This is a genomic window from Lampropedia puyangensis, from assembly GCF_004833285.1.
GTDB lineage: Bacteria > Pseudomonadota > Gammaproteobacteria > Burkholderiales > Burkholderiaceae_C > Lampropedia > Lampropedia puyangensis.
Window position 1 is genome coordinate 157,106 of the sequence record NZ_STFG01000004.1, and the last position, 22,822, is coordinate 179,927.

18 protein-coding genes are annotated in these 22,822 nt (G+C 53.3%); 4 read left to right on the forward strand and 14 right to left on the reverse strand.

The annotated features are described in order from the left end of the window. The first annotated feature begins 62 nt into the window (after nt 1-62). Entirely contained in the window at nt 63-2,399 is a 2,337-nt protein-coding gene (gene gspD / locus E9531_RS06170; protein ID WP_136572922.1) for a type II secretion system secretin GspD, read from the forward strand. A gap of 8 nt (nt 2,400-2,407) precedes the next feature. Next, the gene (locus E9531_RS06175; protein ID WP_136572923.1) at nt 2,408-3,796 is read left to right on the forward strand and encodes a GspE/PulE family protein; all 1,389 of its coding nucleotides are present in this window, start codon (nt 2,408-2,410) and stop codon (nt 3,794-3,796) included. Between the two features lie 126 nt (nt 3,797-3,922). On the opposite strand, the gene E9531_RS06180 is transcribed toward E9531_RS06175, so the two are convergent. From E9531_RS06180 to metK, 13 genes are all read right to left on the reverse strand, one after another. After that, entirely contained in the window at nt 3,923-5,473 is a 1,551-nt protein-coding gene (locus E9531_RS06180; protein WP_136572869.1) for a DegQ family serine endoprotease, read from the reverse strand. 232 nt (nt 5,474-5,705) lie between these two features. Beyond that, nucleotides 5,706-6,530, reverse strand: coding sequence for an RseA family anti-sigma factor (locus E9531_RS06185; RefSeq protein WP_136572870.1), 825 nt, complete (start codon nt 6,528-6,530; stop codon nt 5,706-5,708). A gap of 63 nt (nt 6,531-6,593) precedes the next feature. After that, the gene (gene rpoE / locus E9531_RS06190) at nt 6,594-7,223 is read right to left on the reverse strand and encodes an RNA polymerase sigma factor RpoE (RefSeq protein WP_136572871.1); all 630 of its coding nucleotides are present in this window, start codon (nt 7,221-7,223) and stop codon (nt 6,594-6,596) included. A 778-nt stretch (nt 7,224-8,001) separates the two neighbouring features. Then, nucleotides 8,002-9,246: a beta-ketoacyl-ACP synthase II gene (gene fabF / locus E9531_RS06195; protein ID WP_136572872.1), complete on the reverse strand. Its 1,245-nt coding sequence runs from the start codon at nt 9,244-9,246 to the stop codon at nt 8,002-8,004. Between the two features lie 90 nt (nt 9,247-9,336). After that, a complete protein-coding gene (acpP, locus tag E9531_RS06200; protein ID WP_046742009.1) occupies nt 9,337-9,576 on the reverse strand; it encodes an acyl carrier protein in 240 nt (79 codons plus the stop codon). A 179-nt stretch (nt 9,577-9,755) separates the two neighbouring features. Continuing rightward, the gene (fabG, locus tag E9531_RS06205) at nt 9,756-10,490 is read right to left on the reverse strand and encodes a 3-oxoacyl-ACP reductase FabG (RefSeq protein ID WP_136572873.1); all 735 of its coding nucleotides are present in this window, start codon (nt 10,488-10,490) and stop codon (nt 9,756-9,758) included. Further along, complete coding sequence (fabD, locus tag E9531_RS06210; protein ID WP_136572874.1) at nt 10,487-11,440, reverse strand: ACP S-malonyltransferase; 954 nt, start codon at nt 11,438-11,440, stop codon at nt 10,487-10,489. The genes fabG and fabD overlap by 4 nt, the downstream gene beginning before the upstream one ends. Before the next feature lie 65 nt (nt 11,441-11,505). Then, nucleotides 11,506-12,483, reverse strand: coding sequence for a beta-ketoacyl-ACP synthase III (locus tag E9531_RS06215; RefSeq protein ID WP_136572875.1), 978 nt, complete (start codon nt 12,481-12,483; stop codon nt 11,506-11,508). A 103-nt stretch (nt 12,484-12,586) separates the two neighbouring features. Next, nucleotides 12,587-13,603 carry a phosphate acyltransferase PlsX gene (gene plsX / locus E9531_RS06220; RefSeq protein ID WP_280177176.1) on the reverse strand — a complete coding sequence of 339 codons (1,017 nt, stop codon included), beginning with the start codon at nt 13,601-13,603 and terminating at the stop codon, nt 12,587-12,589. A gap of 112 nt (nt 13,604-13,715) precedes the next feature. Beyond that, on the reverse strand, nt 13,716-13,901 hold the full coding sequence (rpmF, locus tag E9531_RS06225) for a 50S ribosomal protein L32 (RefSeq protein ID WP_136572877.1): 186 nt from the start codon (nt 13,899-13,901) through the stop codon (nt 13,716-13,718). Between the two features lie 290 nt (nt 13,902-14,191). Continuing rightward, nucleotides 14,192-14,770, reverse strand: coding sequence for a YceD family protein (locus tag E9531_RS06230; protein WP_136572878.1), 579 nt, complete (start codon nt 14,768-14,770; stop codon nt 14,192-14,194). 62 nt (nt 14,771-14,832) lie between these two features. Further along, nucleotides 14,833-15,900 carry a Holliday junction branch migration DNA helicase RuvB gene (gene ruvB, locus E9531_RS06235; RefSeq protein ID WP_136572879.1) on the reverse strand — a complete coding sequence of 356 codons (1,068 nt, stop codon included), beginning with the start codon at nt 15,898-15,900 and terminating at the stop codon, nt 14,833-14,835. Between the two features lie 619 nt (nt 15,901-16,519). Further along, the gene (gene metK / locus E9531_RS06240) at nt 16,520-17,707 is read right to left on the reverse strand and encodes a methionine adenosyltransferase (protein WP_136572880.1); all 1,188 of its coding nucleotides are present in this window, start codon (nt 17,705-17,707) and stop codon (nt 16,520-16,522) included. Nucleotides 17,708-17,864: 157 nt separating this feature from the next. Between metK and E9531_RS06245 the strand changes: the two genes are divergently transcribed. After that, entirely contained in the window at nt 17,865-18,749 is an 885-nt protein-coding gene (locus E9531_RS06245) for a lysophospholipid acyltransferase family protein (RefSeq protein ID WP_136572881.1), read from the forward strand. Nucleotides 18,750-18,784: 35 nt separating this feature from the next. Beyond that, complete coding sequence (locus tag E9531_RS06250) at nt 18,785-19,666, forward strand: lysophospholipid acyltransferase family protein (protein WP_136572882.1); 882 nt, start codon at nt 18,785-18,787, stop codon at nt 19,664-19,666. 22 nt (nt 19,667-19,688) lie between these two features. Here the strand turns inward: E9531_RS06250 and glnE are convergent, their stop codons facing one another. Beyond that, a complete protein-coding gene (gene glnE / locus E9531_RS06255) occupies nt 19,689-22,442 on the reverse strand; it encodes a bifunctional [glutamate--ammonia ligase]-adenylyl-L-tyrosine phosphorylase/[glutamate--ammonia-ligase] adenylyltransferase (RefSeq protein WP_136572883.1) in 2,754 nt (917 codons plus the stop codon). Nucleotides 22,443-22,822 lie beyond the last annotated feature (380 nt).

Consider the following 22,822-nt stretch of genomic DNA (forward strand, 5'->3'; position numbering starts at 1 on the left):
TGCACGCCCGCAAGCGTCCCGCGGCATTGCTATGGAGAGTCACGGATCTTTGGCGCCCCGCCATGGCCGCAACAGCATTGGCCGCCTGCCTGCTGCTAGATAACCACAGCACGGCTTTTGCACAAACGGCCAGCAGCAACGCCAATACCCCGAGCGTTCGCAGGGGCGAGCCGATCACGCTGAATTTTGAGAACGCGGAAATTGAAGCCGTAGCGCGGACCATGGCCACCATCACCGGGCGCAATGTCGTGGTTGATCCGCGCGTACGTGGAACCATCAATCTGGTCACCGAAGGCCCTGTATCCCCACAAAGCGCGTTCGACCAATTTTTGGTGGCCTTGCGCATGCAAGGCTTCACAATGGTAGAAGCTGCGGGTCTATACAAAGTAGTGCCCGAAGCAGATGCGAAGCTGCAAAGCGGCAGCGTGCATGTCTCAGAAGGCGCCTTCCGTGCCAGCGGCCCCAAAGGCGGCCAGATCGTGACGCAGATTTTCCGTTTGAATTACGAAAATGCGGCCAACCTGATTCCCACACTGCGCCCACTGATCAGTCCGAACAACACCATCAACGTCAACCCCGGCACCAACGCGCTGGTGATTACCGACTACGCCGACAACCTCGCTCGCATTGCCAAAATCATTGCCGCCTTGGATGTGTCAGAAGCCAGCGATGTCGAAGTCATCCCGCTGCAATATGCGATTGCCAATGAATTGGTTCCACTGCTGACTCGTCTGATGGGCAACGAGAGCGCACTGCCTGCTGCGGCAGCTAGCCAAGGCGCTGCCGGGCAAGGCGCCACAGGCCAAGGATTTCGTTCCACCATTTTGGCCGACATACGCAGCAATGCCATCATCGTGCGTGCGGCAAACCCTGCCCGTGTAGCCCAAATTCGCAGCTTGGTGGCCCAATTGGACCGGGCGCCTGCTCCGGGTAGTTCTGCCGAACACGGCAACATCCACGTCGTTTTCCTGAAAAATGCGGATGCTACCCAAATGGCACAGACATTGCGTGCAGCCATTTCCGCCGGCAACATTGGCTCGGGCAGTGGCAATGCCACTAGCGCCAGCGCAAGCACAATGGGCAGCAGCGCCCTTGGCAGTGACGGCAGTACCTCAAACACCAGCGCAGGCCTTGCAACAGGCACAGGTTTGGGAGAAAGCAGCTCCGGCCCATTGGGGCAAGCACAAGCCGTATCCACAGGCGGCATTATTCAGGCCGACCCATCCACCAATTCACTCATCATCACCGCACCCGACCCACTGTATCGCCAACTGCGCACAGTCATCGACAAGCTCGACAGCCGCCGTGCACAGGTACTGATTGAGAGCATGGTGGTGGAAGTACGCGCCGACAAGGTTGCCGAATTTGGCATTCAATGGCAAGGTGGATTTGGCAACAGCGGCAGCTCCAACGTCGGAGCCATTGGCACGAATTACCAAGGCAGTGGCAACATCATTGATATGGCGATTGCTGCAGCGCTGGCAGGAACCTCGGGGGCATCGATTCCGTCGTCCAGCACGCTGGGTAACGGCATCAACTTAGGGGTGGCGCACAACTATGGCGGAACCTTTGTGCTGGGCTTTCTAGCCCGTTTTCTCGAAGGTACAGGCGATGCCAATGTGCTGTCCACGCCCAATATCTTGACGCTGGACAATGAAGAGGCCCGCATCATGATTGGCTCCAACGTACCCTTTGTGACAGGCCAATACACCAACAACAATGCCACTTCCGGTTCCGTCAACCCCTTTCAAACTATTGAGCGGCAAGACGTTGGCATTTCGCTTCGGGTCAAACCTCAGATCAATGAGGATGGCTCGGTGAAGCTGGCCGTTGTACAGGAAGTCTCCGATGTCGTGGCCAATACTGTCAACAACGCCAATGGCCCCACCACCTCAAAACGCCTGATTGAAACCAATGTGCTGGTAGACGATGGCGGCATTATTGTGCTCGGGGGTCTACTGGAAGATCGTTATAGCCAAGACCTGCAAAAAGTCCCTCTGCTGGGGGACATTCCCTTGGTCGGTAACGCCTTTCGCAGCGAGCAGCGCGGGCGTGTGAAGGTCAATCTCATGGTGTTCTTGCGCCCTACGGTGGTCTACGATGCCGCTGGCACCGATGCCTTGGCCATGGAACGCTACAACATGATTCGCTCAGAACAAGGGGTAGTTCAACCTGGCCGACACCTGCTGCTCGACAGCATCAACTCTGCGCCGCAGCTGCCGGTACTGCCTGCCGCTACGCTATCGGACACTGAACACCAAGCGCGCAGCAAAAGACGCCGCCCAGCGTTGACTGAGCTGTCACGCACACCACCACCATCCCAGACACAATCCAGTCGTCAAAGCGTGGATGTTCAACAACTGCGCACTGGTGATTTCTCTGGCTGGGTCGACGACTGATGGCTTCCTTGCACTACCCTCTGCCTTACGCTTTTGCGCGCACCTCGCAGCTATTGCTGGAAGACGATGGAGCACATCTCATCCTTTGGCATGCACCGCAACCACACGCCAGCGCCTTGAGCGAGGTGCTGCGCAAATACACGGTCACCGATACGCAAATCCTCGATACAGGAGCGCTTGCGCAGCGCATCAGCGCCGCCTACTCAGGCGGGGACTCCGATGCTGCATTAGTGGTCAGTGAAGTGGAAGGCGTGGCTGATTTGACCCGCATGATGCAGGAGTTACCTGCCGTAGAAGACTTGCTCGAATCTGCCGATGATGCGCCAATTATCCGGATGCTCAACGCGTTGCTCACGCAAGCCGCACGCGATGGCGCCAGCGATATCCATATCGAGCCCTACGAGCGGCATTCCAGCGTGCGCTTGCGTGTTGATGGCAGTTTGCGTGAAATTGTGCAGCCCAATCGGGCGTTGCACAGTGCCTTGATTTCGCGTCTAAAAATCATGGCCGATCTGGACATCGCTGAAAAGCGCTTACCGCAAGATGGCCGCATTGCCCTGCGACTGGGCACCAAAGCCATTGATGTGCGCGTCTCAACGCTACCAAGCGCGCACGGTGAGCGCGCAGTGTTACGCTTACTCGATAAAAGCGAAGGGCGTTTGAGTCTTGAAGCCGTAGGCATGCAAGGCGCCACCTTGCAGCGTTTTGACAAGCTCATCCACCAACCACACGGTATTTTGCTGGTCACTGGGCCAACTGGCTCGGGCAAAACCACTACGCTGTATGCCGCGCTGCACCGACTGGATGCACGCCAGCAAAACATCATGACGGTGGAGGATCCGATTGAGTATGAACTATCAGGTGTTGGGCAAACCCAGGTCAACAGCAAAATTGACTTGAGCTTTGCCACCGCGCTCAGGGCCATTTTGCGACAAGATCCTGACGTCATCATGATTGGTGAAATCCGTGATTTTGAAACGGCACAAATTGCCATTCAGGCTTCCCTCACCGGACATTTGGTACTGGCCACACTGCACACCAACGATGCGGCTAGCGCAGTCACCCGTCTGGTGGACATGGGGGTAGAGCCATTTCTGCTGTCGTCCTCATTGCTTGGCGTGCTGGCCCAGCGGTTGGTACGCAAATACTGCGCGCACTGCCAGGGCCAAGGTTGCAGCCACTGCAATCAAAGTGGCTACCATGGTCGCACTGGCGTTTTTGAGCTACTGGTCGTCGATGACGCTATTCGCACCGATATCCACAGCAACGGCTCAGAAGCATTGATTCGTGAACATGCACAGGCCAATGGCATGCAGCTGATGCGCGATGACGGTGAGCGATTGGTGCAATCGCACATCACCAGCCCTGAAGAGGTGCTGCGCGTCACACGCGATTAAGTGAGCGACACGCTCTGCAGCCATACGGCATAAAAAAACGCACTGGCTTTGCAGTCAGTGCGGTCGATTTAAACAGCAAAAGAAAAATGCAGGGGCAGAACACCCTGCCCGTCTGCAATACGGCTCTTATTTTGCTGGCCTGATCAGCACATACTGCGCCCAATCATCGCGGTGAACCAAAACACTGATCGGACGCTTCGCATCGGCTTTACCCATCGCCTCGTTAAAGCCATTGACATCAAGAACTTCACGCTGGCCAACAGCCAAAATCACATCACCTGGCTGAATACCAGCCTGATCTGCGGCACCTTCTACCGATACGACCCGCACGCCACCACGCACGCCCAAGGTTTTGGCTTCTCCTGTCGGCAAAGCTTGTACTGCAAGCCCGAATTCATTCGCTTTGGACTGTTCTTTGCTTGCGCCTTGATCCTGATTACTGGATGCATCTGCCGCATTGGCAGAATCGTCAGTCACCTCCTCAACGACCACAGGCAAATCGACACTCTTACCATGACGGAAGACTTGCAGGGTATTCTTGCTGCCTGGTTTGGCGTTGCCTACCATACGCGGCAAATCAGATACGCTGTCCAACGCGCGACCGTTGAAACCGGTGATGATGTCTCCAGCCTGCACACCAGCCTTGGCCGCAGGAGAATCTTTCTCAACAGAGGCCACCAACGCGCCATTGCTACGACGCTCCAACCCTAAAGACTCAGCGACATCTGGATTGACGGGACCAATACGCACACCGATACGACCACGCACGACACGGCCCTTGTCTTTGAGCTGATCACTCACTTTGATCGCATCATCAATCGGGATCGCAAAGGAAATTCCCATGAAACCACCTGAGCGCGAATAAATCTGGCTGTTAATGCCCACCACTTCACCGCGCATATTCAGCAACGGGCCACCGGAGTTGCCAGGATTGACGGCAACATCGGTTTGAATGAAAGGCAGATAGCTACCCGTGTCACGTTGCTTGGCACTGACAATCCCGGCTGTAACCGAATTGTCCAATCCAAACGGGGAGCCAATGGCCATCACCCACTCACCCACTTTGAGTTGCTCCACATTGCCAATACGCACAGCAGGCAGGTTCTTAGCCTCGATTTTGATCAAGGCAACATCAGTACGTTCATCAGAGCCAATCACTTTGGCATTGAACTCACGGTGGTCCGTCAAGGTCACAATGACATCTTCAGCACCAGCCACAACGTGGTGGTTGGTCAAGATATAGCCATCCGAACTCAAAATAAAGCCTGACCCCACCCCGCTTGGTACTGTCCGAGACTGAGGCTCTGCAGGTTGCTGACCACGCCGCTGCTGAGGCATACCTGGCACAGGCAAGCCAAATTGCCGGAAAAATTCCAACATGTCATCGTCCATCCCCGGCATGCCACGCATATTTCGGGTTGTCACTTTTTCGGTCGTACGAATATTGACCACGGAAGGCCCCACCTGATCTACCAATTGGGTAAAGTCAGGCAAGCCAGAAACAACCTGACCGGAGGCAGGCCCAACCGTCACCTGGCCGAGTTGGGCTTGGCTCGTGCCCGGATAAAAAGCTAATGCACCAGCACCGGCAAGTGCCAGTGCCGCCGCACTGGCAGCCACAAACTGACGTACCTGCAATGGCGCTTTCTTAGTCGTTGCTAACTGTTTGCTCGTCATTACTACTTCCTCTTCAAACACTTGGATCTTCACTTTGGTAATCAACCTTGCATTTCTCGCTTTTCAGCAATTGAGAATTAAGAAATGAATTTCTTTTTTTTGTTCCTGCAATTACCACAATATTCATGAATATTTTCATAAATACTTTTTATTTCACATGAATGTTGGCAAACGAATACGCACAAAAAAGCCTGGCATTCACCAGGCTTTTTTGTGCGTGCGCTTTCAACAGTTAATTCGCAACAGAGCCATTTGCACTGGCATTGCGTAAAAAAGCCGCAGGAGGCTGCAGCGCAACCGTATTGCCATACTGTCGACTGAGAATCTCGTCCAATTTAGGGTCTCGAATCACAATACCTGTTGGGTTTTGCGCATCTTGATTAAAAGTAGGCGCAGCCGCACGGTTAGCAACAGCAATCACATTCGGTGAAGGCATTGGCATTACAGCTGATGCCACCTCTGGCACCACTACACTCGGGTTGTCGTTGCTCGAAGCCAATTGCACGGCTTGGCCTGCTCCACCACCTGTCAGCCCAGCAACACCGTTCCAACCTATGGCTGCAACAGCAGCCAAAGAGGCAAAACCTGCGACCATTTTCCAGCGGAAAATCGAAGCATTGGCTGCCTGACTCCCAGTCACCGTCACCGAGGTCAACTGAGGAGCTGGTTGCAAAGCCTGTACTTCATCCAAAGTGGATTTCACCGCTGGCTCTGCAGCCAAGCGCTGACGAAAGGTATGCAAGAAAGCAGCGCTGTCTGCTGCTGCATGGTTCTGCCCTGGCGCACGCAAACACTCACCAATAATCTGGTACGTTTCCCAAACCGGAAAAGACGTATGAGGCACCGCATTCGACATGTTTTGCGCCTCCAAACTTTGCATTAGGCGATCGCATTCACTGTCTGACAATTCGCCATCAGCCAGTGCAGAAAGCAGCAACTCCAAGCTGCTGTTGTCCATATCCTTGTTAGCCAAAACATTCTTCACGTGGGGGGAAGATGGGGGGGTGTGCTGCACCTGCATACTGAACCTCAATTTGCTGAGAGGGCTCCACCACATGGAGTCACTCAATACCAGTCATCAATTACCAATTCCGACAAAAAAACCGTCGTATCTCCAGCCTTACCATCGTTTACCGGTACGATTTTCCAAAAGCGGCTTGACCCTTGCAGAAATGGCCTCGCGCGCACGAAAAATACGAGAGCGAACCGTCCCAATAGGGCATTCCATCGCCTCGGAAATCGCGTCATAGCTCAAACCATCAATTTCTCGCAATGTGATCGCTTGCCGCAAGTCTTCTGGCAAATCTGCCATCGCGGCGTTCACTGCTTCGGCAACTTCTTTGGCTGCTAATACTGTTTCGGGTGTTTCTGCTGAAGTTAGTTCCATCAAGCCTGCAGAATTTTCATCATCATCGTCGCGAGATCGCAAAGCACTTTCTGTCACCGTAGGGTTGCGCTTCATATCGCTGAGCGTTTTCTTAGCTGTGTTAACAGCAATGCGATACAGCCATGTATAAAACTGCGCATCACCCCGAAACTGATGCAAAGCTCGGTAAGCCCGAATAAACGTTTCCTGCGCGATGTCTTCCACCAAATCCGTGTCTCTCACCATTCTGCCGATCAAGCGCTCAATACGCCTCTGGTATTTAACAACCAGCAGCTCAAAAGCCTTCTGCTCGCCGGCCAAAGTCCGCTGAACCAACAGCAAATCACTTTGATCGTCACGGTTTGCCTGTGTTTTATCTGTCATGCGAAATATCGTTGTTGTTGTCTGCAGTTAGTCTGCGCGCGCTGTCATCAACAGCATGTTCGATTGTTGTCCTGCTCTCGTTACCCATGGAAAACATACCACCATGCGACGCACCCCACGACCACTTTCCCGCTCTAAGGCACAAAGACGTTGGATACGCTAAACGCTAAACAGTTCAAAACTGTCTCACCATTAAAGCAATGGTTCATGTAATGCCTGCAGTTATGTGTTGGGCTGCTCACAACGCCAAATCAACGCACGCCGTAGTTCACCCCAACGCGACGGAGCCATGCTTTGATCGCACCACAACCATAATGAACTTGAGCCATGCGTTGAGCTCCATTCCCCACGGATCAACACAAAATGCTGAGCATCCCAGATCACCTTGACAGTATTGAGTGCTACAAAAGACCCAGCCCATTGCTCAGAACACCAGAACCATTCACAACCGTCCCACTTAAGACTACCTGTAGGGGCATAGCGCCAATGGCGCGCCGCAACTAAACAACAGATCCCCCAAATAACCAAAGCAGCAATCACAATGACCCATTGCTGCCAATAAGCAGTTGCAAGAATAGGACTCGTCCAGGCCAGAACAACTACGCCCACAGCAAGGCAAAGGCCAATTACAAAAATCCCCGCCTTCACGCTGCGTGAGACGGGGAAATCGAACGCCAATGGCGCATATCGCGAATGAGCAACGTTCATCACGGCAGGTTTAAACAAGAAGTATCTTGTCTACCCATGGAGCGCATGTACCCTCCACGGATCCGTCGCATCACACGCGTTTGAATACCAGCGTACCGTTGGTGCCGCCGAATCCAAAGTTGTTCTTCACTGCGACATTGAGCTTTGCGTCACGTGCCGTGTTGGCACAGTAATCCAAATCGCACTCTGGATCTGGATTGTGCAAATTGATTGTCGGAGGAATTTTCTGGTCATACAACGCCATCACGGTAAAGACGCTCTCCAGCCCTCCTGCTCCACCAAGCAAGTGTCCTGTCATCGACTTCGTGGAGCTAACCACCATGTTCTTGGCATGCTCGCCGAGCGCTGCTTTAATGGCATTGCTTTCATTCACATCGCCAAGCGGTGTAGATGTACCATGCGCGTTGAGGTAGTTCACTTCATCCGCATTGATTTTTGCGTTGCGCAATGCATTGAGCATCGAGCGACGTGGACCATCAATATTGGGGGCCGTGATATGGCTGGCATCAGCACTCATGCCGTAACCGGCAACCTCTGCATAAATTTTGGCACCCCGCGCTTTGGCGTGCTCATATTCTTCAAGCACCATCACGCCAGCACCTTCACCGAGGACGAAACCATCGCGATCACGATCCCAAGGACGTGAAGCAGCAGCAGGGTCATCATTGCGCGTTGACAAAGCCTTCATAGCAGCAAAACCACCTACACCCAATGGGCAAACGGTTGATTCGGCACCACCAGCGACGATGACATCCGCATCGCCATACTCAATCAAGCGGGCACCTTCACCGATGCTATGCAAGCCAGTTGTGCAAGCAGTCACCAAAGACAGATTCGGCCCCTTGAGCCCTAAGCGAATAGAGACTTGACCTGCGACCAAATTAATGATGGTTGAAGGCACAAAGAAAGGGGAAATACGGCGTGCGCCCCGATTCATGAACTCGCCATGATTGGCTTCAATCAATGGCAAACCACCAATACCCGAGCCAATCACAACTCCGCAACGCTCGGCAAGCTCATCAGTCAGGACGTCCCGGCTGGGCAGACCTGAGTCAGCGTACGCTTGGTGTGCAGCAATAATCCCGTAATGGATGAATGTATCCATCGAGCGGGCTTCTTTGGCACTGATATACGGACTGATGTCAAGATCTCGGACTTCTCCAGCAATTTTTGCGGAAAAATCAGAAACATCAAATCTTGTGATCGGACCAATACCTGACTTACCAGCCAAGATATTAGACCAAGCCTCAGATACGGTATTGCCAACAGGACTGACACATCCAAGCCCTGTGACAACGACTCTGCGTCGACTCATGCGGTGCAATCTTTCAATTGTAAATAGCGCCGCTCACATCGGAACTGGCGCCGAAGAAGAGGCGCAGCTGCTGCCTTAAACAGGCAACCATCAAGCCTTGTGGTGGGTATTGGCGTAATCAATGGCAGCTTGAACGGTCGTGATTTTCTCAGCGTCCTCGTCTGGAATCTCGATTTCAAACTCGTCTTCCAGTGCCATGACCAGTTCCACGGTGTCCAGGGAATCCGCGCCCAGATCAGTCACGAATGACTTTTCATTGGTCACCTGGGACTCTTCAACGCCCAGCTGCTCTGCAATGATTTTCTTAACGCGTGCTTCGATATCGCTCATGTATGGTCCCTCTGAGGGTAGTCAATGAACCCGGGATTTTAGTCTCTCTCACAGCATTTGTGAGAAAAACCCGCCGCCCGGGCAATACGGCATAGGGTTAAAGCAGCCAAATGGTCCACTTTCACTACACACAGGGCATCGGTCATGTCGTGGCAAAACCGTGCAGCCTGTAATGTACATTACATCAACATGCCTCCGTTGACGTGCAATTCTTGTCCTGTCACATACCCAGCCGCAGTAGATGCCAAATAGGCAGTTGCCGCAGCAATATCCTCAGGAGCACCCAAACGGCCTAAAGGAATCTGAGCCTTCAAAGCCGCATGTTGCGCTTCGGGCAAAGCCTCGGTCATATCGGTCGCAATAAAACCGGGCGCAATGCAATTAACGGTGATACCGCGACTGCCCAGCTCACGCGCCAAAGCGCGTGTCATGCCAGCCACGCCAGCCTTAGCAGCAGCGTAATTAGCCTGGCCAATATTACCCATAGCCCCCACCACACTGGTGATGCTGATGATGCGGCCATAACGCTGTTTCATCATGGGCTTGATGGCGGCGCGACTGACACGAAACACCGCATTGAGATTGGTATCCAAAACAGCATTCCAATCATCATCTTTCATGCGCATCGCTAAGGTATCACGCGTAATGCCTGCGTTATTGACCAATACGTGTAAGGCACCAAATTCCTTCACGATATTCTCAATCAACGCCTCTCCGGCGCCAGCCTCATTCACATTCAGCACAGCCCCTTTGGAGCCGCCGCCCAAGCCAGCAGAAATTTTTTCCGCACCAGCCTCCGTTGTGGCCGTTCCAATAACTGTGTAGCCTTGCGCAACGAGTTCTTTCGCAATCGCTGCGCCAATACCCCGTGATGCCCCAGTCACCAATGCAATTTGGGATGTTGTTGTATTCATGCCAAAAACTCCTTAGTGGCCTGTAATGTAGTCAAGTCGAAAATCGACGCGGCCTCCAGATCAGCGCTGATGCGCTTGGTCATTCCGGCCAGCACTTTACCTGGGCCACACTCGACCACATGGGTAATGCCACGCTGCTGCATGGCCAGCACACACTCGACCCAACGTACCGGACCAAACGCCTGACGATACAACGCATCGCGAATCGCTGCAGCATCCTGAACAACCGCAACATCAATGTTGTTGATGACAGGGATGTTGGGCGCCTTCAATTCAATGGACTGCAATGCCGCCAACAGCTTGTCTGCCGCAGGTTTCATCAAACTGGAATGAAAAGGTGCAGACACCGGCAAAGGCAACACACGCTTAGCACCTGCAGCCTTCAATTCGGCTGCCGCAGCCTCTACACCCTCTTTCGTGCCAGCAATCACGGTTTGGCCTGGATCGTTGAAGTTCACCGCTTCTGCCACATCATGCCTGCCCTGAGCACGCATCTGCTCTGTTACCTTCTCACAAATAACCTTCACTTGCTCTGCAGGTAAAGCCAGCACCGCAGCCATAGCACCAGCGCCAACAGGAACTGCTTCCTGCATTGCTGCAGCGCGCAACCGCACCAAAGGCGCTGCCTGACTTAACGTCAATGCACCAGCAGCAACCAGTGCTGAATACTCTCCTAATGAATGCCCTGCTAAAGCCGCCGGCATTGCGCCACCCTCAGCCAGCCAAGCGCGCCAGGCAGCCACAGCAGCAACCAGCATGACCGGTTGGGTATTTGTCGTCAAAGCCAGTGCTTCTTTAGGCCCCTCATGGATGAGTTTGGCGACATCCTCATGCAAAGCGTCTGAGGCTTCTTGCAAAGCGCTCTGCACAGCAGGGTGATCGCCCCATGCGTCGAGCATGCCCACGGATTGCGAACCCTGGCCCGGAAAAACAAAAGCAAATGAGGTCATGGTTATTCTGAAATGACTAAAACAAAAGGCAATACGTACGATGGCAACCGAATGCCAACCACACCTCACATTTGAACGACAACTGCGCCCCAAGTGAAACCACCGCCAACACCTTCCATCAACACCCTCTGACCCGCTTGAATCTGACCGCTACGCACTGCGTGATCCAATGCCAAAGGAATCGATGCTGCTGAAGTATTACCGTGCTCGCCAACAGTCACCACCACACGCTCACTGGGTACGTGCAACTTGCGCGCGGTGCTCTGCATGATGCGGATATTGGCTTGATGCGGAACCAACCAGTCGATATCGTCCAATTGCAAACCCGCCTTCTCCAAAGCAGCGCGGGCCGCTTTATCGAGCAAGCCGACAGCCAATTTGAACACGGCCTGCCCATCCATATGCAACAGCGGCTCACCAATGATTTCACCGCCGTAGACATTGCCGGGCACACACAAAATTTCACGATAACGGCCGTCCGCATGGATATCGCTAGCGAGCACACCTGGAGTTGAAGAAGCCTCCAATACAACAGCCCCAGCACCATCGCCGAAAAGCACGCAAGTCGTGCGGTCTTTGAAATTCAAGATGCGACTAAACACCTCTGCGCCGACCACCAACGCAGTTGTAGCCGTGCCTGCGCGAATCATCGCGTCAGCTACCGTCAAAGCATAAATAAAACCGCTACACACTGCCTGCACGTCAAATGCCGGACAACCATGAATGCCTAACTTATTTTGCAAAATGGTCGCCGTGGACGGAAACACCATATCTGGTGTTGAGGTCGCAACAATGATGAGGTCAATGTCCTCTGCACGCTTGCCAGCAGCCTCCAAAGCCCGCTGCGCAGCATGCAAGCCCAACTCACTACTAGGCACATCGCGCTCAGCAAAATGCCGGGCATGAATGCCTGTGCGCTCCACAATCCATTCATCAGAAGTCTCCACCCCGTCTTGCGCCAATTGGGCCGCCAACTCCTGGTTGGTCACTTTCTTCGGGGGCAAATAACTGCCTGTGCCTGTGATTTTTGAATAGATTTGCATAGAGAAAGGCGACCTATCAATCATTGGCGGGCCAGACACAAATGCTGCACTGAGCGCATAACGGCACCCAAAAAGCAACTATGCGATGGAGCCATCATGCTTCTCAGAACAACACACTGGCCTGCTGCACGCGGGCCTGAATTTTCTGCAGCAATTGGTTTTCTGCAGCATCAATGGCTTTGATCAGAGCACACTCAAACGCCAGCTGATCTGCTGAACCATGGCTCTTAAAAACCAAACCACGCAATCCCAATAGCGCAGCGCCATTGTGGCGACGATGATCGAGACGGTTCTTGAAGGCATTGAGAACAGGCATAGCGACCAAAGCAGCCATCTTGGTCAAAGCATTACGTGAGAACTCCTCTTTGAGCACCTTGGAGACCATCGAGGCCAACCCCTCTGTCGCCTTCAAAGTCACGTTACCAACAAATCCATCACACACCACGATATCCGTAGTGCCCTTGAAAATGTCGTTGCCTTCCACATTGCCAAAATAATTGATCAAAGACTTTTGTCCGGCCTCGCGCAACAATTCAGCTGCACGCTTGATCATTTCATTGCCCTTGATAGCTTCAGATCCGATATTCAGCAACCCGACAGTTGGCGCATCACGCCCTTTGAGGGCCATATCCAAAGCTGAACCCAAAACAGCAAACTGCAGCAAATGGTGCTCTGTGCAATCTACATTCGCGCCCAAGTCCAACACCGTCGTCGCGCCACCCGTCACATTAGGCATAGGGTACGCAATCGCAGGACGCTCAATACCGTCCATCGTTTTGAGCACATAGCGCGAAATCGCCATCAATGCGCCAGTATTTCCAGCAGAAACGGCTGCCTGCGCACGCCCCGCTTTCACCGCTTCAATGGCCAAGCGCATGGAGGACTGTTTTTTGTGGCGCATAGCCACTTCAACAGGATCATCCATGGCAACCACTTCTTCGGCATGCACAATCTCTGCGCGCTCATGCACAGCAGCAGTCAATGCCTCTTGGCGACCGACCAGCAGCATACGCAGACTTGGATTGCGATCGAGCAGTTTCAGACAAGCAGGAACCGTGACTTCAGGCCCTGAGTCACCGCCCATGCAATCCACAGCTATCGTAGTTTCAGCGTTTGACAAAGCGTCAGACTTATTAGCACCCACCAGACGAAACAAAAGAGAGCCACATGAATACAGCCACTTCTTCATCTCGCACTTACGCCCAAGGGCGCAGGCTCAGCGCCTGTTGTATTTAAACTTCTGCCGATTTGTTTTTCAACACACGACGGCCGCGGTAAAAGCCATCTGGACTGATGTGGTGACGCAGATGCACTTCACCGGTTGTTGGCTCAATCGCAATGCCTGGATTGGTCAAAGCGTTGTGTGAACGGTGCATGCCACGCTTGGATGGCGATTTTTTGTTTTGCTGAACGGCCATGTTGGGCTCCTGAAAGTCAAAAGCGCAGCCTCAAACGACGGCGCCTACAATAAAAATTCTCGAAATCGGGTCAAAGCATGGCGACACTTGTCGCACCTGCTGGCCAGAATTCAACTGCATGAGGGCATCAAAAACACTATTACACCTGCAGTGCTTATGCAAATTCAATCCATTTACTCAAACACTTCAAGCGCAAAATATAGAGTCCTTTTTGCGCAAAAGCTAACGATTATAAGCGAAGCAATCGCATACGCGCAATAGCCCGCATGCCTGCCGCACTTCGCCTGCTCTCAATCAGCCAATTCGCCCCTGCCTTTGCCCACTGGCTTAACAGCCAGCTCAGCCAACTTAGCAAACGGATTGGGGCGCCCGCTGGAAGACACATCAAAGCCCGTTTTTTTTGCCTGCAACAACACTGGCGGCTGACAATCCTCATGCATAGCAACCGAAGGCAATGCCATCAAAAGATCATCTTCCACCAAACGCAAGAGGTTTACAGGTTCCTCTAAAGACAAGACGTCTTCAAGTGACTCCTCATCTTCTCTGTCCGCCTCTTGCTCGGTGGTGACAAAACGAAACCATTGGCTAGTTTGCAATGCTGTATCAACAGGCTGAAGACAACGCTGACACTGCATGGGCAATACCGTCTGCGCCTCGCACAATAGCCACGGCACAGACTCGCCAGCAGGATTGGCTCGCATCAACGCCGCTGCGCGCCAGTGCACTTGAACGCAACTGACATCAGCGCCCAGTGCAGCCTCATGACTCAAACGAGGAAATGCCTCCATGCCCATGGTTTGCTCTACCACCCCTTGCGCCTTTGCAAAGGCCACCACATCCAAGCGGGTTAATTGCGGCGTTTTTTCCATAACAGTCACTCACAAAAAAGGAAACCCAGTCAAAGTGTTACATCACCTGCATCGGGGCTACATCAGTCAAACAAATCCGTCGCCTTAGCCTGCGGAGGCATCAATCCAAAATGGCGGTACGCTGCGGCCGTGGCAATTCGTCCACGCGGTGTACGCTGCAAAAAGCCTTGCTGAATCAGGTACGGCTCAATCACATCTTCAATCGTGTCGCGCTCTTCACCAATGCTGGCTGCCACGTTATCCAAGCCAACTGGGCCGCCATCGAAACGATGCAGAACCGCTTCCAGCAACTTGCGGTCCATGACATCAAAGCCAACGGGATCGACATCAAGCAGAGTTAAGGCCTTTTGCGCCATATCCAAAGTGATACGCCCAGTTCCTTTGACATCCGCATAATCGCGAATCCGACGCAGCAACCTGTTCGCAATCCGTGGTGTGCCACGCGAGCGCTTGGCCACTTCAAGGCTGGCATCCGGATCAATAGGCACAGCCAACAATCCCGCACTGCGACTGACAATCAACGCCAACTCCTCTGGCGAATAAAACTCCAAACGGGCCACGATACCGAAACGATCGCGCAACGGATTGGTCAACATGCCTGCGCGTGTTGTAGCGCCCACCAAAGTAAATGGCTGCAGATCCAGCTTGATAGAGCGCGCCGCAGGCCCCTCCCCAATCATGATGTCAATCTGGTAGTCCTCTAGCGCAGGGTAAAGAATTTCCTCTACCACAGGGGAAAGCCGATGAATCTCATCAATAAAGAGCACATCATTGCGCTCTAAATTGGTCAGCAAGGCGGCTAAATCACGGGGCTTCTCCAAGACGGGACCGCTGGTCTGTCGCAAATTCACGCCCAGCTCGGTTGCCACAATATGCGACAACGTCGTTTTACCCAAGCCAGGAGGGCCAAACAGCAGCACATGATCGAGCGCCTCCTGCCTTTTGCGTGCAGCCCCAATGAAAATTTCCAACTGCTCACGCGCCTTGGCCTGCCCCACATATTCTTGCAAAGCCTTCGGGCGCAGCGCACGCTCCATGGCCTCTTCCCGCGAAGAATTGGCATCCGCACTGATCAAACGCGAGGAAGGCACAGGGGCCTCTTGGGCCCAGCTGTCAGTTTGAATACTCATGAAAGCCTGATAAGAGGAAAGGTGTAAAACCTCAATAAAGGCCGCTATCGTGGATTCTGCACAGCAATCGGCCTGCTAAGGCTGCATTCTGCCATGTAGGCCCCACCTTATACGATACGCACTTCAAGCATAAAAAAAACGCGCTATCAAACTGATGCGCGCAATGTCTTATGTGCATGAACCCAGAAAAAGAAAAGGGCTGCGAGGCTACCTAGGGTGAAGATAGAGAGTGAGGGAGGAGAAGCACCCAAGGAGTCGTCAATTGGGCCAATCGCCCAAAAGCCTCGCAGCCGAAAATACATAAAGAGTCAAACACAAGCGATAGGAGTGATGGACGCATCAAAAAGTTCATACCGCATTGCGTGAAAAAACCTCTTCAAACATCTCAATCTGTAATTGAAGATGTTCAGAAATCAGCCGCCATTTGGCATTCTATCGACAAATTGCAATGCGTCAAAATTTTGTTAACAACTTTAACGCGCACTAATAAAGAAACTAAAAAGCCGCCTCAACATTACCAACCGCAGCTTATTTGCTGTAAAGCAGTCGGACATAAAAAAAGGCGCCTCGCAAAAGACGCCTAATGCCTCGTCGCATCCAAGGATGCGACCCGGAGGACTTAATCCTTTAAGCCAGCAGCGGCGCGAAGAATTTGCGCCTTATCTGTTGCTTCCCATGTGAACTCAGGTTCATCGCGACCAAAATGGCCGTATGCCGCCGTTTTTTCATAGATCGGACGACGTAAATCAAGCATCTCAATAATGCCGCGCGGGCGCAGATCAAAGTGCTCTTGCACCAACTTGGCAATCTGCTCGTCAGGAATCACGCCTGTGCCCTCGGTATACACCGTCACGTTGATGGGCTTGGCCACACCAATTGCGTACGAAACCTGAATCTGGGCTTGTCGCGCCAAACCTGCGGCGACAATATTCTTTGCAACGTAACGCGCAGCATAAGCAGCTGAACGGTCAACCTTGGTTGGATCTTTGCCGCTGAAAGCACCGCCACCGTGGGGGCAGGCACCACCATAAGTGTCCACAATGATCTTACGACCCGTCAGTCCACAATCGCCTTGCGGGCCGCCAATGACAAAACGTCCCGTCGGATTAACTAGGTATTTGGTGTCTTGCAACCACTCTTTAGGCAGCACAGGCTTGATGATTTCTTCAATCACCGCTTCAATAAAACTGTCTTTGAGCTTGGTGGCGGTTTCACTCTGGTCTGGGCTGTGCTGGGTGGAAAGCACTACCGTGTCAATGCTGTGTGGTTTGCCGTCCACATAGCGCAGGGTCACTTGGCTTTTTGCATCAGGGCGCAAAAAAGGCAAACGTCCGTCGCGTCGCAACTGGCTTTGACGCTCTACCAAACGGTGCGCATAATAAATCGGCGCAGGCATCAACTCTGGGGTTTCATCGCAGGCATACCCGAACATCAAACCTTGGTCACCAGCACCAATATTGAGTTCGTCGTCACTGGCGCTGTCAACACCCTGAGCAATCTCTTGACTCTGTTTGTCATAGGCCACCAGCACGGCGCAACCTTTGTAATCAATGCCGTAGTCCGTGTTGTCGTAACCAATGCGTTTGATCGTATCGCGTGCAATCTGGATATAGTCAACCGTTGCACCGGAGGTGATTTCACCAGCAAGCACAACCAACCCCGTATTCGTCAATGTCTCAGCGGCCACACGGCTCATTGGATCTTGGCGAAGCAACGCATCTAAAATAGCGTCTGAGATTTGATCTGCCACCTTATCAGGATGGCCTTCAGAAACCGATTCCGAAGTAAATAAAAAATCGTTAGCCACAAAAAAGCTCCTTTTGCTCTGTACTGTTTCAACGGCGTTGCCCGAAACCACCTAACAAAAGAAGCTCTGGCGAACGCTTTAGCAGATATGTTTAGAGTCGCCCTGCAAGTTGCTCTTTAACTCAGCGACTATGGCGAAATTCTATCCCTTTTCCCAGATGTTCTTTCTCCTGCGCATTTTTTCCTTCTTGCCCACCCCATTACTGCACGCCATCGGCTGGCTGCTGGGATGGCTTGTCTTTTTGCTTTCACCCAGCTACCGCAAGCGGTTCCTAGAGAATGCCCACCAAGCGGGCTTCACATTTGCGCAAGTGCGTCCGGCCATAGGCCATGCAGGTCGCATGGTTGCAGAGCTGCCAAAAGTATGGACTGGCCCCCCCGTTAAAGTGGACTTGGACCACGCGTCTTGCCAACTGCTGGACCAGGCATGGCATGCCAAGCAAGGGGTTTTATTCATCACCCCGCACATGGGCTGCTTTGAATTAGCATCTCAAACGGTTGCCCAGTACTGGAGCGATGAACGCGGCCCGTTGACTGTGCTGTATCGCCCGGCACGCAAGGCGTTCCTGGCGAAAATGCTGGAATCGGTACGCAATCGCCATGGTCAACAGGCCGTGCCTACAGACATGAGTGGTGTCCGCGCTATGCTTAAGAGCTTGCGCCACGGCGGTTCCGTAGGTCTGTTGCCCGATCAGGTGCCTCCCTGGGGAATGGGCGACTGGGCGCCCTTTTTTGGTAAACCAGCCTATACGATGACTATTGCTGCACGAATGATTCAGCAGACCCAGCCGCAAGTCATCATGGCGCGGTGTGAACGCAAACCATATGGGCTTGGATATCGGCTTTTTTTATCCTCACTCGAACTCAATCCAGCGGCCAACCAATATGAATTGGTGCATGCAATCAATACAGCGGTAGAGGAACAAATCCGCCTCTGCCCAGAGCAGTACATGTGGGGTTATGCCCGCTACAAGAGTCCAAGAGGCATGCCCGATGGGAGTCATCATCCCCAAAGCATTGCGGACATCAAATCATCCTCTTGACTGCACTGCCTCCTTGCCCCCGTAAAAGACTCCACATGGCAATACAACAACTCACCGGCCGCGCCGTCATTGCACTCATGCACGCGCTAGCCTTCTTGCCTCTGTCATGGCTGCGCGGCTTCGGCAGCATGTTGGGGAGCTTCTTGTTTGTCGTTGCAAAACCCAGACGCCATGTCACACTCACCAACTTACGGGTTTGTTTTCCAGAAGTCGATGAAGCCACCCGCATCCAATGGGCCAGACAGTCATTCATTTATTTTTGTCAAACATGGCTGGACCGTAGTTGGCTCTGGACATCTTCTCCAGAAAAAATCAGAAAACGCCTGCAATTGAGCGGTGCTTTGCATGAATTGGATAGCCCAGGCCCATTGATTTTGTTAGCTCCCCACTTCTATGGCCTCGATGCGGCAGGTGTGGCCATGGCGTTATGCAGCACACGCACGGCGGTGAGCATTTATACCAAGCAGCCCAACCCGGTGCTAGATGCCTGGATCAAAGAGCGCCGTGCGCGCTTTGGGGATGTTCTGCTCTTTAACCGTGCCGAAGGCTTGCGTCCGGTCATCAAGGCTTTACGTGATGGTGGCGCATTATTCTTGCTACCAGACATGAACTTTGGCGATCGCGAATCCATTTTCGTGCCCTTTTTCGGCATCCCAGCAGCCACAGTCTCGTCTTTGCCGCGTTTTGCGCAAATGGGGCGGGCACGGGTCATCCCGTTGCTTGCCCGCGTTACGCCAACAGGATATGACATAGAATTGCAATCGCACTGGCAAGACTTCCCAACCGAAGATGTAGTGCAAGATACTACCCGCATGAGCTTAGCGGTTGAGTCTTGGATACGCACCATGCCTGCCCAATATTTCTGGGTACACAAACGCTTTAAATCGCGCCCACCGGGTGAGCCTCCGATTTATTAGTCGGCACACTCCGAATATTCGATCACGCCATGTAGGAGTGCCCCAGCGCGCCCCACAGGGCCACTCCCGCCTCTTTCAACGCTGCGGCATCTTCGAGCGGGATTTGTCCATTGCCTTCATTCAAACGCACAACGTGTTGCAAGCGGCGCATTTCGCGGTACGCATCGGCGGCAGCATCACCAATTCCAGCTGGCAACAAATGCAGCTCTTGCGCGAGGTGCAATAACGCAATATTGCCAGCATTTCGCACCAGTGCGGGATGCTGCCCAGAAAAAGCCAACACTAAATACTGTGTGGCGAACTCAATATCAATCATGCCGCCAGGACTATGCTTGAGGTCAAACCGCCCTGCTGGCACTGCGTGCGCTTGCCGCATGCGCTCGCGCATACTGAGAATTTCCTGCCGAAGCGCTTCATGGTCACGCGGCGCTTGAATCACTGCCTGGCGTACCTTGTCAAACTCTTGGCGTAAATGGTCCGAACCCAACACAAACCGCGCCCTTGTCATGGCTTGGTGCTCCCACGTCCAGGCCGTGTTGCTGCCGCGCTGCTGCTGGTAATCGGCATAAGCCTTGAAGCTGGTGACCAGAAGGCCTGAATTGCCGTTCGGCCGCAATGCCGTGTCGATTTCGTACAAATCGCCCTCTGCGGTCTTCGCCGTCAGCCAAGTAATCAACTTACGCACCAAACTGGCATACACCTCTGACGCATCGTCGTGCTCGTCGTCATAAACAAAGACAATATCCAGATCACTGCCGTAGCCCAATTCTTTGCCGCCCAATTTGCCGTATCCAATGATGGCAAATTGCGGCTGCTCACGATGGCGCTTGCGCAGCCGCTGCCAACACCATTGGGTAGTCGTTTGCAAAATCGTGTCTGCCAGCGCACTCAGGTCATCAGCCACGTCTTCCACGGAGATGGTTTTTTCCATATCGCGCGCCAAGGTGCGAAAGGTTTCCGCATGCTGGCCGCGCCGCAGCACGTTCATCAAGTTCTCATCATCGTCTTCCCCCGTGCGCCTGAGTGACTCGTGGCGCAGCGCCAGCTCCTGAGCAAAAATCTGCGCATCGAAGCGCTCATACAGCATGCTGCCACTGGCCAACTCATCCACCACACCAGGGTGCCTGCGCATGTAACGCAATGGCCACTTGGCTGCGCCCAGTACATTAAGCAAGCGTGCATAAATCGCAGGCCGCTCGATCAACAGGGCAAAGTAGCTCTCGCGCCCAAACAGCGATTCAATCCAGTCACAAAAACCTACGGCTGCAGCTTCTGAGATCTCACCGCGCGACAACTTCTGCGCAGTGGTACTGAGCAGCGTGAGCACGCGCGCCAAACCATCGTCGCGCAATGCCTGAAAGCGTGCCAGTTCAGGCCATTTGTCCAGACGCTGCGCCATCGCAGGCGGTACTTGCTCCAGCAATTTCTCAAACGACGCAGGATGCGCATGGGCCTTGCCACACTGGCCTTTGGTACAAGTGGATTTTTGCGGGCTTCCCAACAGCGCATCAAACTCCTGTGCGACCAATTCTCGGTGCTGGTCCAAGGCCTGCAAATAGCTTCCAACACCATCAAACCGCATGGTGTTAGCAATCCAGAGCAAGTCGTCATCAGCAGTAGGCAATACATGGGTTTGCTGATCGTCCAGATACTGGATACGGTGCTCAGTTTGGCGCAGGAATACATAGGCTTCATGCAGCTTTTGCGCCGTAGCCTCAGGCATCAGCCCGGCACGGGCCAAACGCGCCAGCGCCTCTAAAGTCGGCCTGCAACGCAATTCCGGGAAATTACCACCGCGCACCACTTGCAGCAGTTGCACGGTAAATTCAATTTCCCGAATGCCTCCGCGAGAAATCTTCACATCGTTGGCGCGCTCAGGTCGTCCGGCACAACGCACATTGGCATGCTCGCGAATTTGGCGATGCAAATCACGCAGTGCATCAAAGACCGAATAATCTAGATAGCGCCTGAACACAAAAGGCAAGACGGTTTCACGTAGCTTTTGCACATTTGGTGTGTTGCGCACCAGATCGGTGGGAGACACGATGCGGCTTTTTAGCCAGGCAAAACGCTCCCACTCACGGCCATGCGTGAAAAAATACTGGTTCAATGCACCCAATGCAATGGCAGGCGGCCCCGATTTTCCATGGGGTCGCAAAGCCAGATCCATACGAAACACGAAACCATGTTCAGTGGTATCGCCCACCACGTTCTGGATATGCCGCACCAGTTGCGCAAAGTATTCTTGGTTGCTTACCACCCCGCGCCCAGACGCATTGCCGCTGGTCTCGCCGTCATTTTCGTAGACGTAGATCAGGTCAATATCACTGGAGACATTGAGTTCACGCGCGCCCAGCTTGCCCATGCCAATGACCCAGAATTGCACGGGCAAGCCTTCCTCATCCAGTGGAGCGCCATAGCGGGTGTGCAGCAAAGCATGGCCATGCTCACAAGCACGATCCAAAGCCAGCTCAGCCAAGCAAGTCATGGCCTGCGTGACTTCTTCCATTGAGGCAAACAGCTCCACATCACGCTCAATCAGCCGGGCCATGACCAATTGCCGCAAAATGCGCAGCGCAGCCCCCAAATCATGGTGTTGTTGCAGCGCAGTCAGCGCCGCTTCCATCGTGCCCCTGGTAACTTCGCCGGGCGCCAGCAAAGCGCGTTCGTTGGTATAGCGCCGTAAAACCCGCTGGTAATAGCGTGAATATTCGGCCGCATGCGGGCCACTCAAACGAGCAACAGGATCGGAAGCATCAGCAGGGGAAGACAACATCTTGCAACGAAACCAGAAACAATCGGAGTGAAACTTTTCGCCTCACGTGAGCCCCAACACCGCACAGCGACCATCCAACCAAGCGGTTAAACCGCCCATCTGGAGTCGCCACACCATGGTCGAAACAGGGTTTGGTATTGATTTTGTCGCAGTAGATCAAGCTATGAAGCGCCCTATCTCGATACCCAACTTAAAGAAACGGTTAAGCAAACCTACATCGATCCTTTGCAAGATCACCTCTTTAAACACACTGCAAGCCAAACGTCAATCTCACATGCCGCCTCCAATGCATTCCAATCTGCGTAGCCGCACGCCGCCTTGGCCCCATCTTTTGTAAGCCTGTATCCAGCTCCTTTGAACCGCACCGATAATGGCGCGCA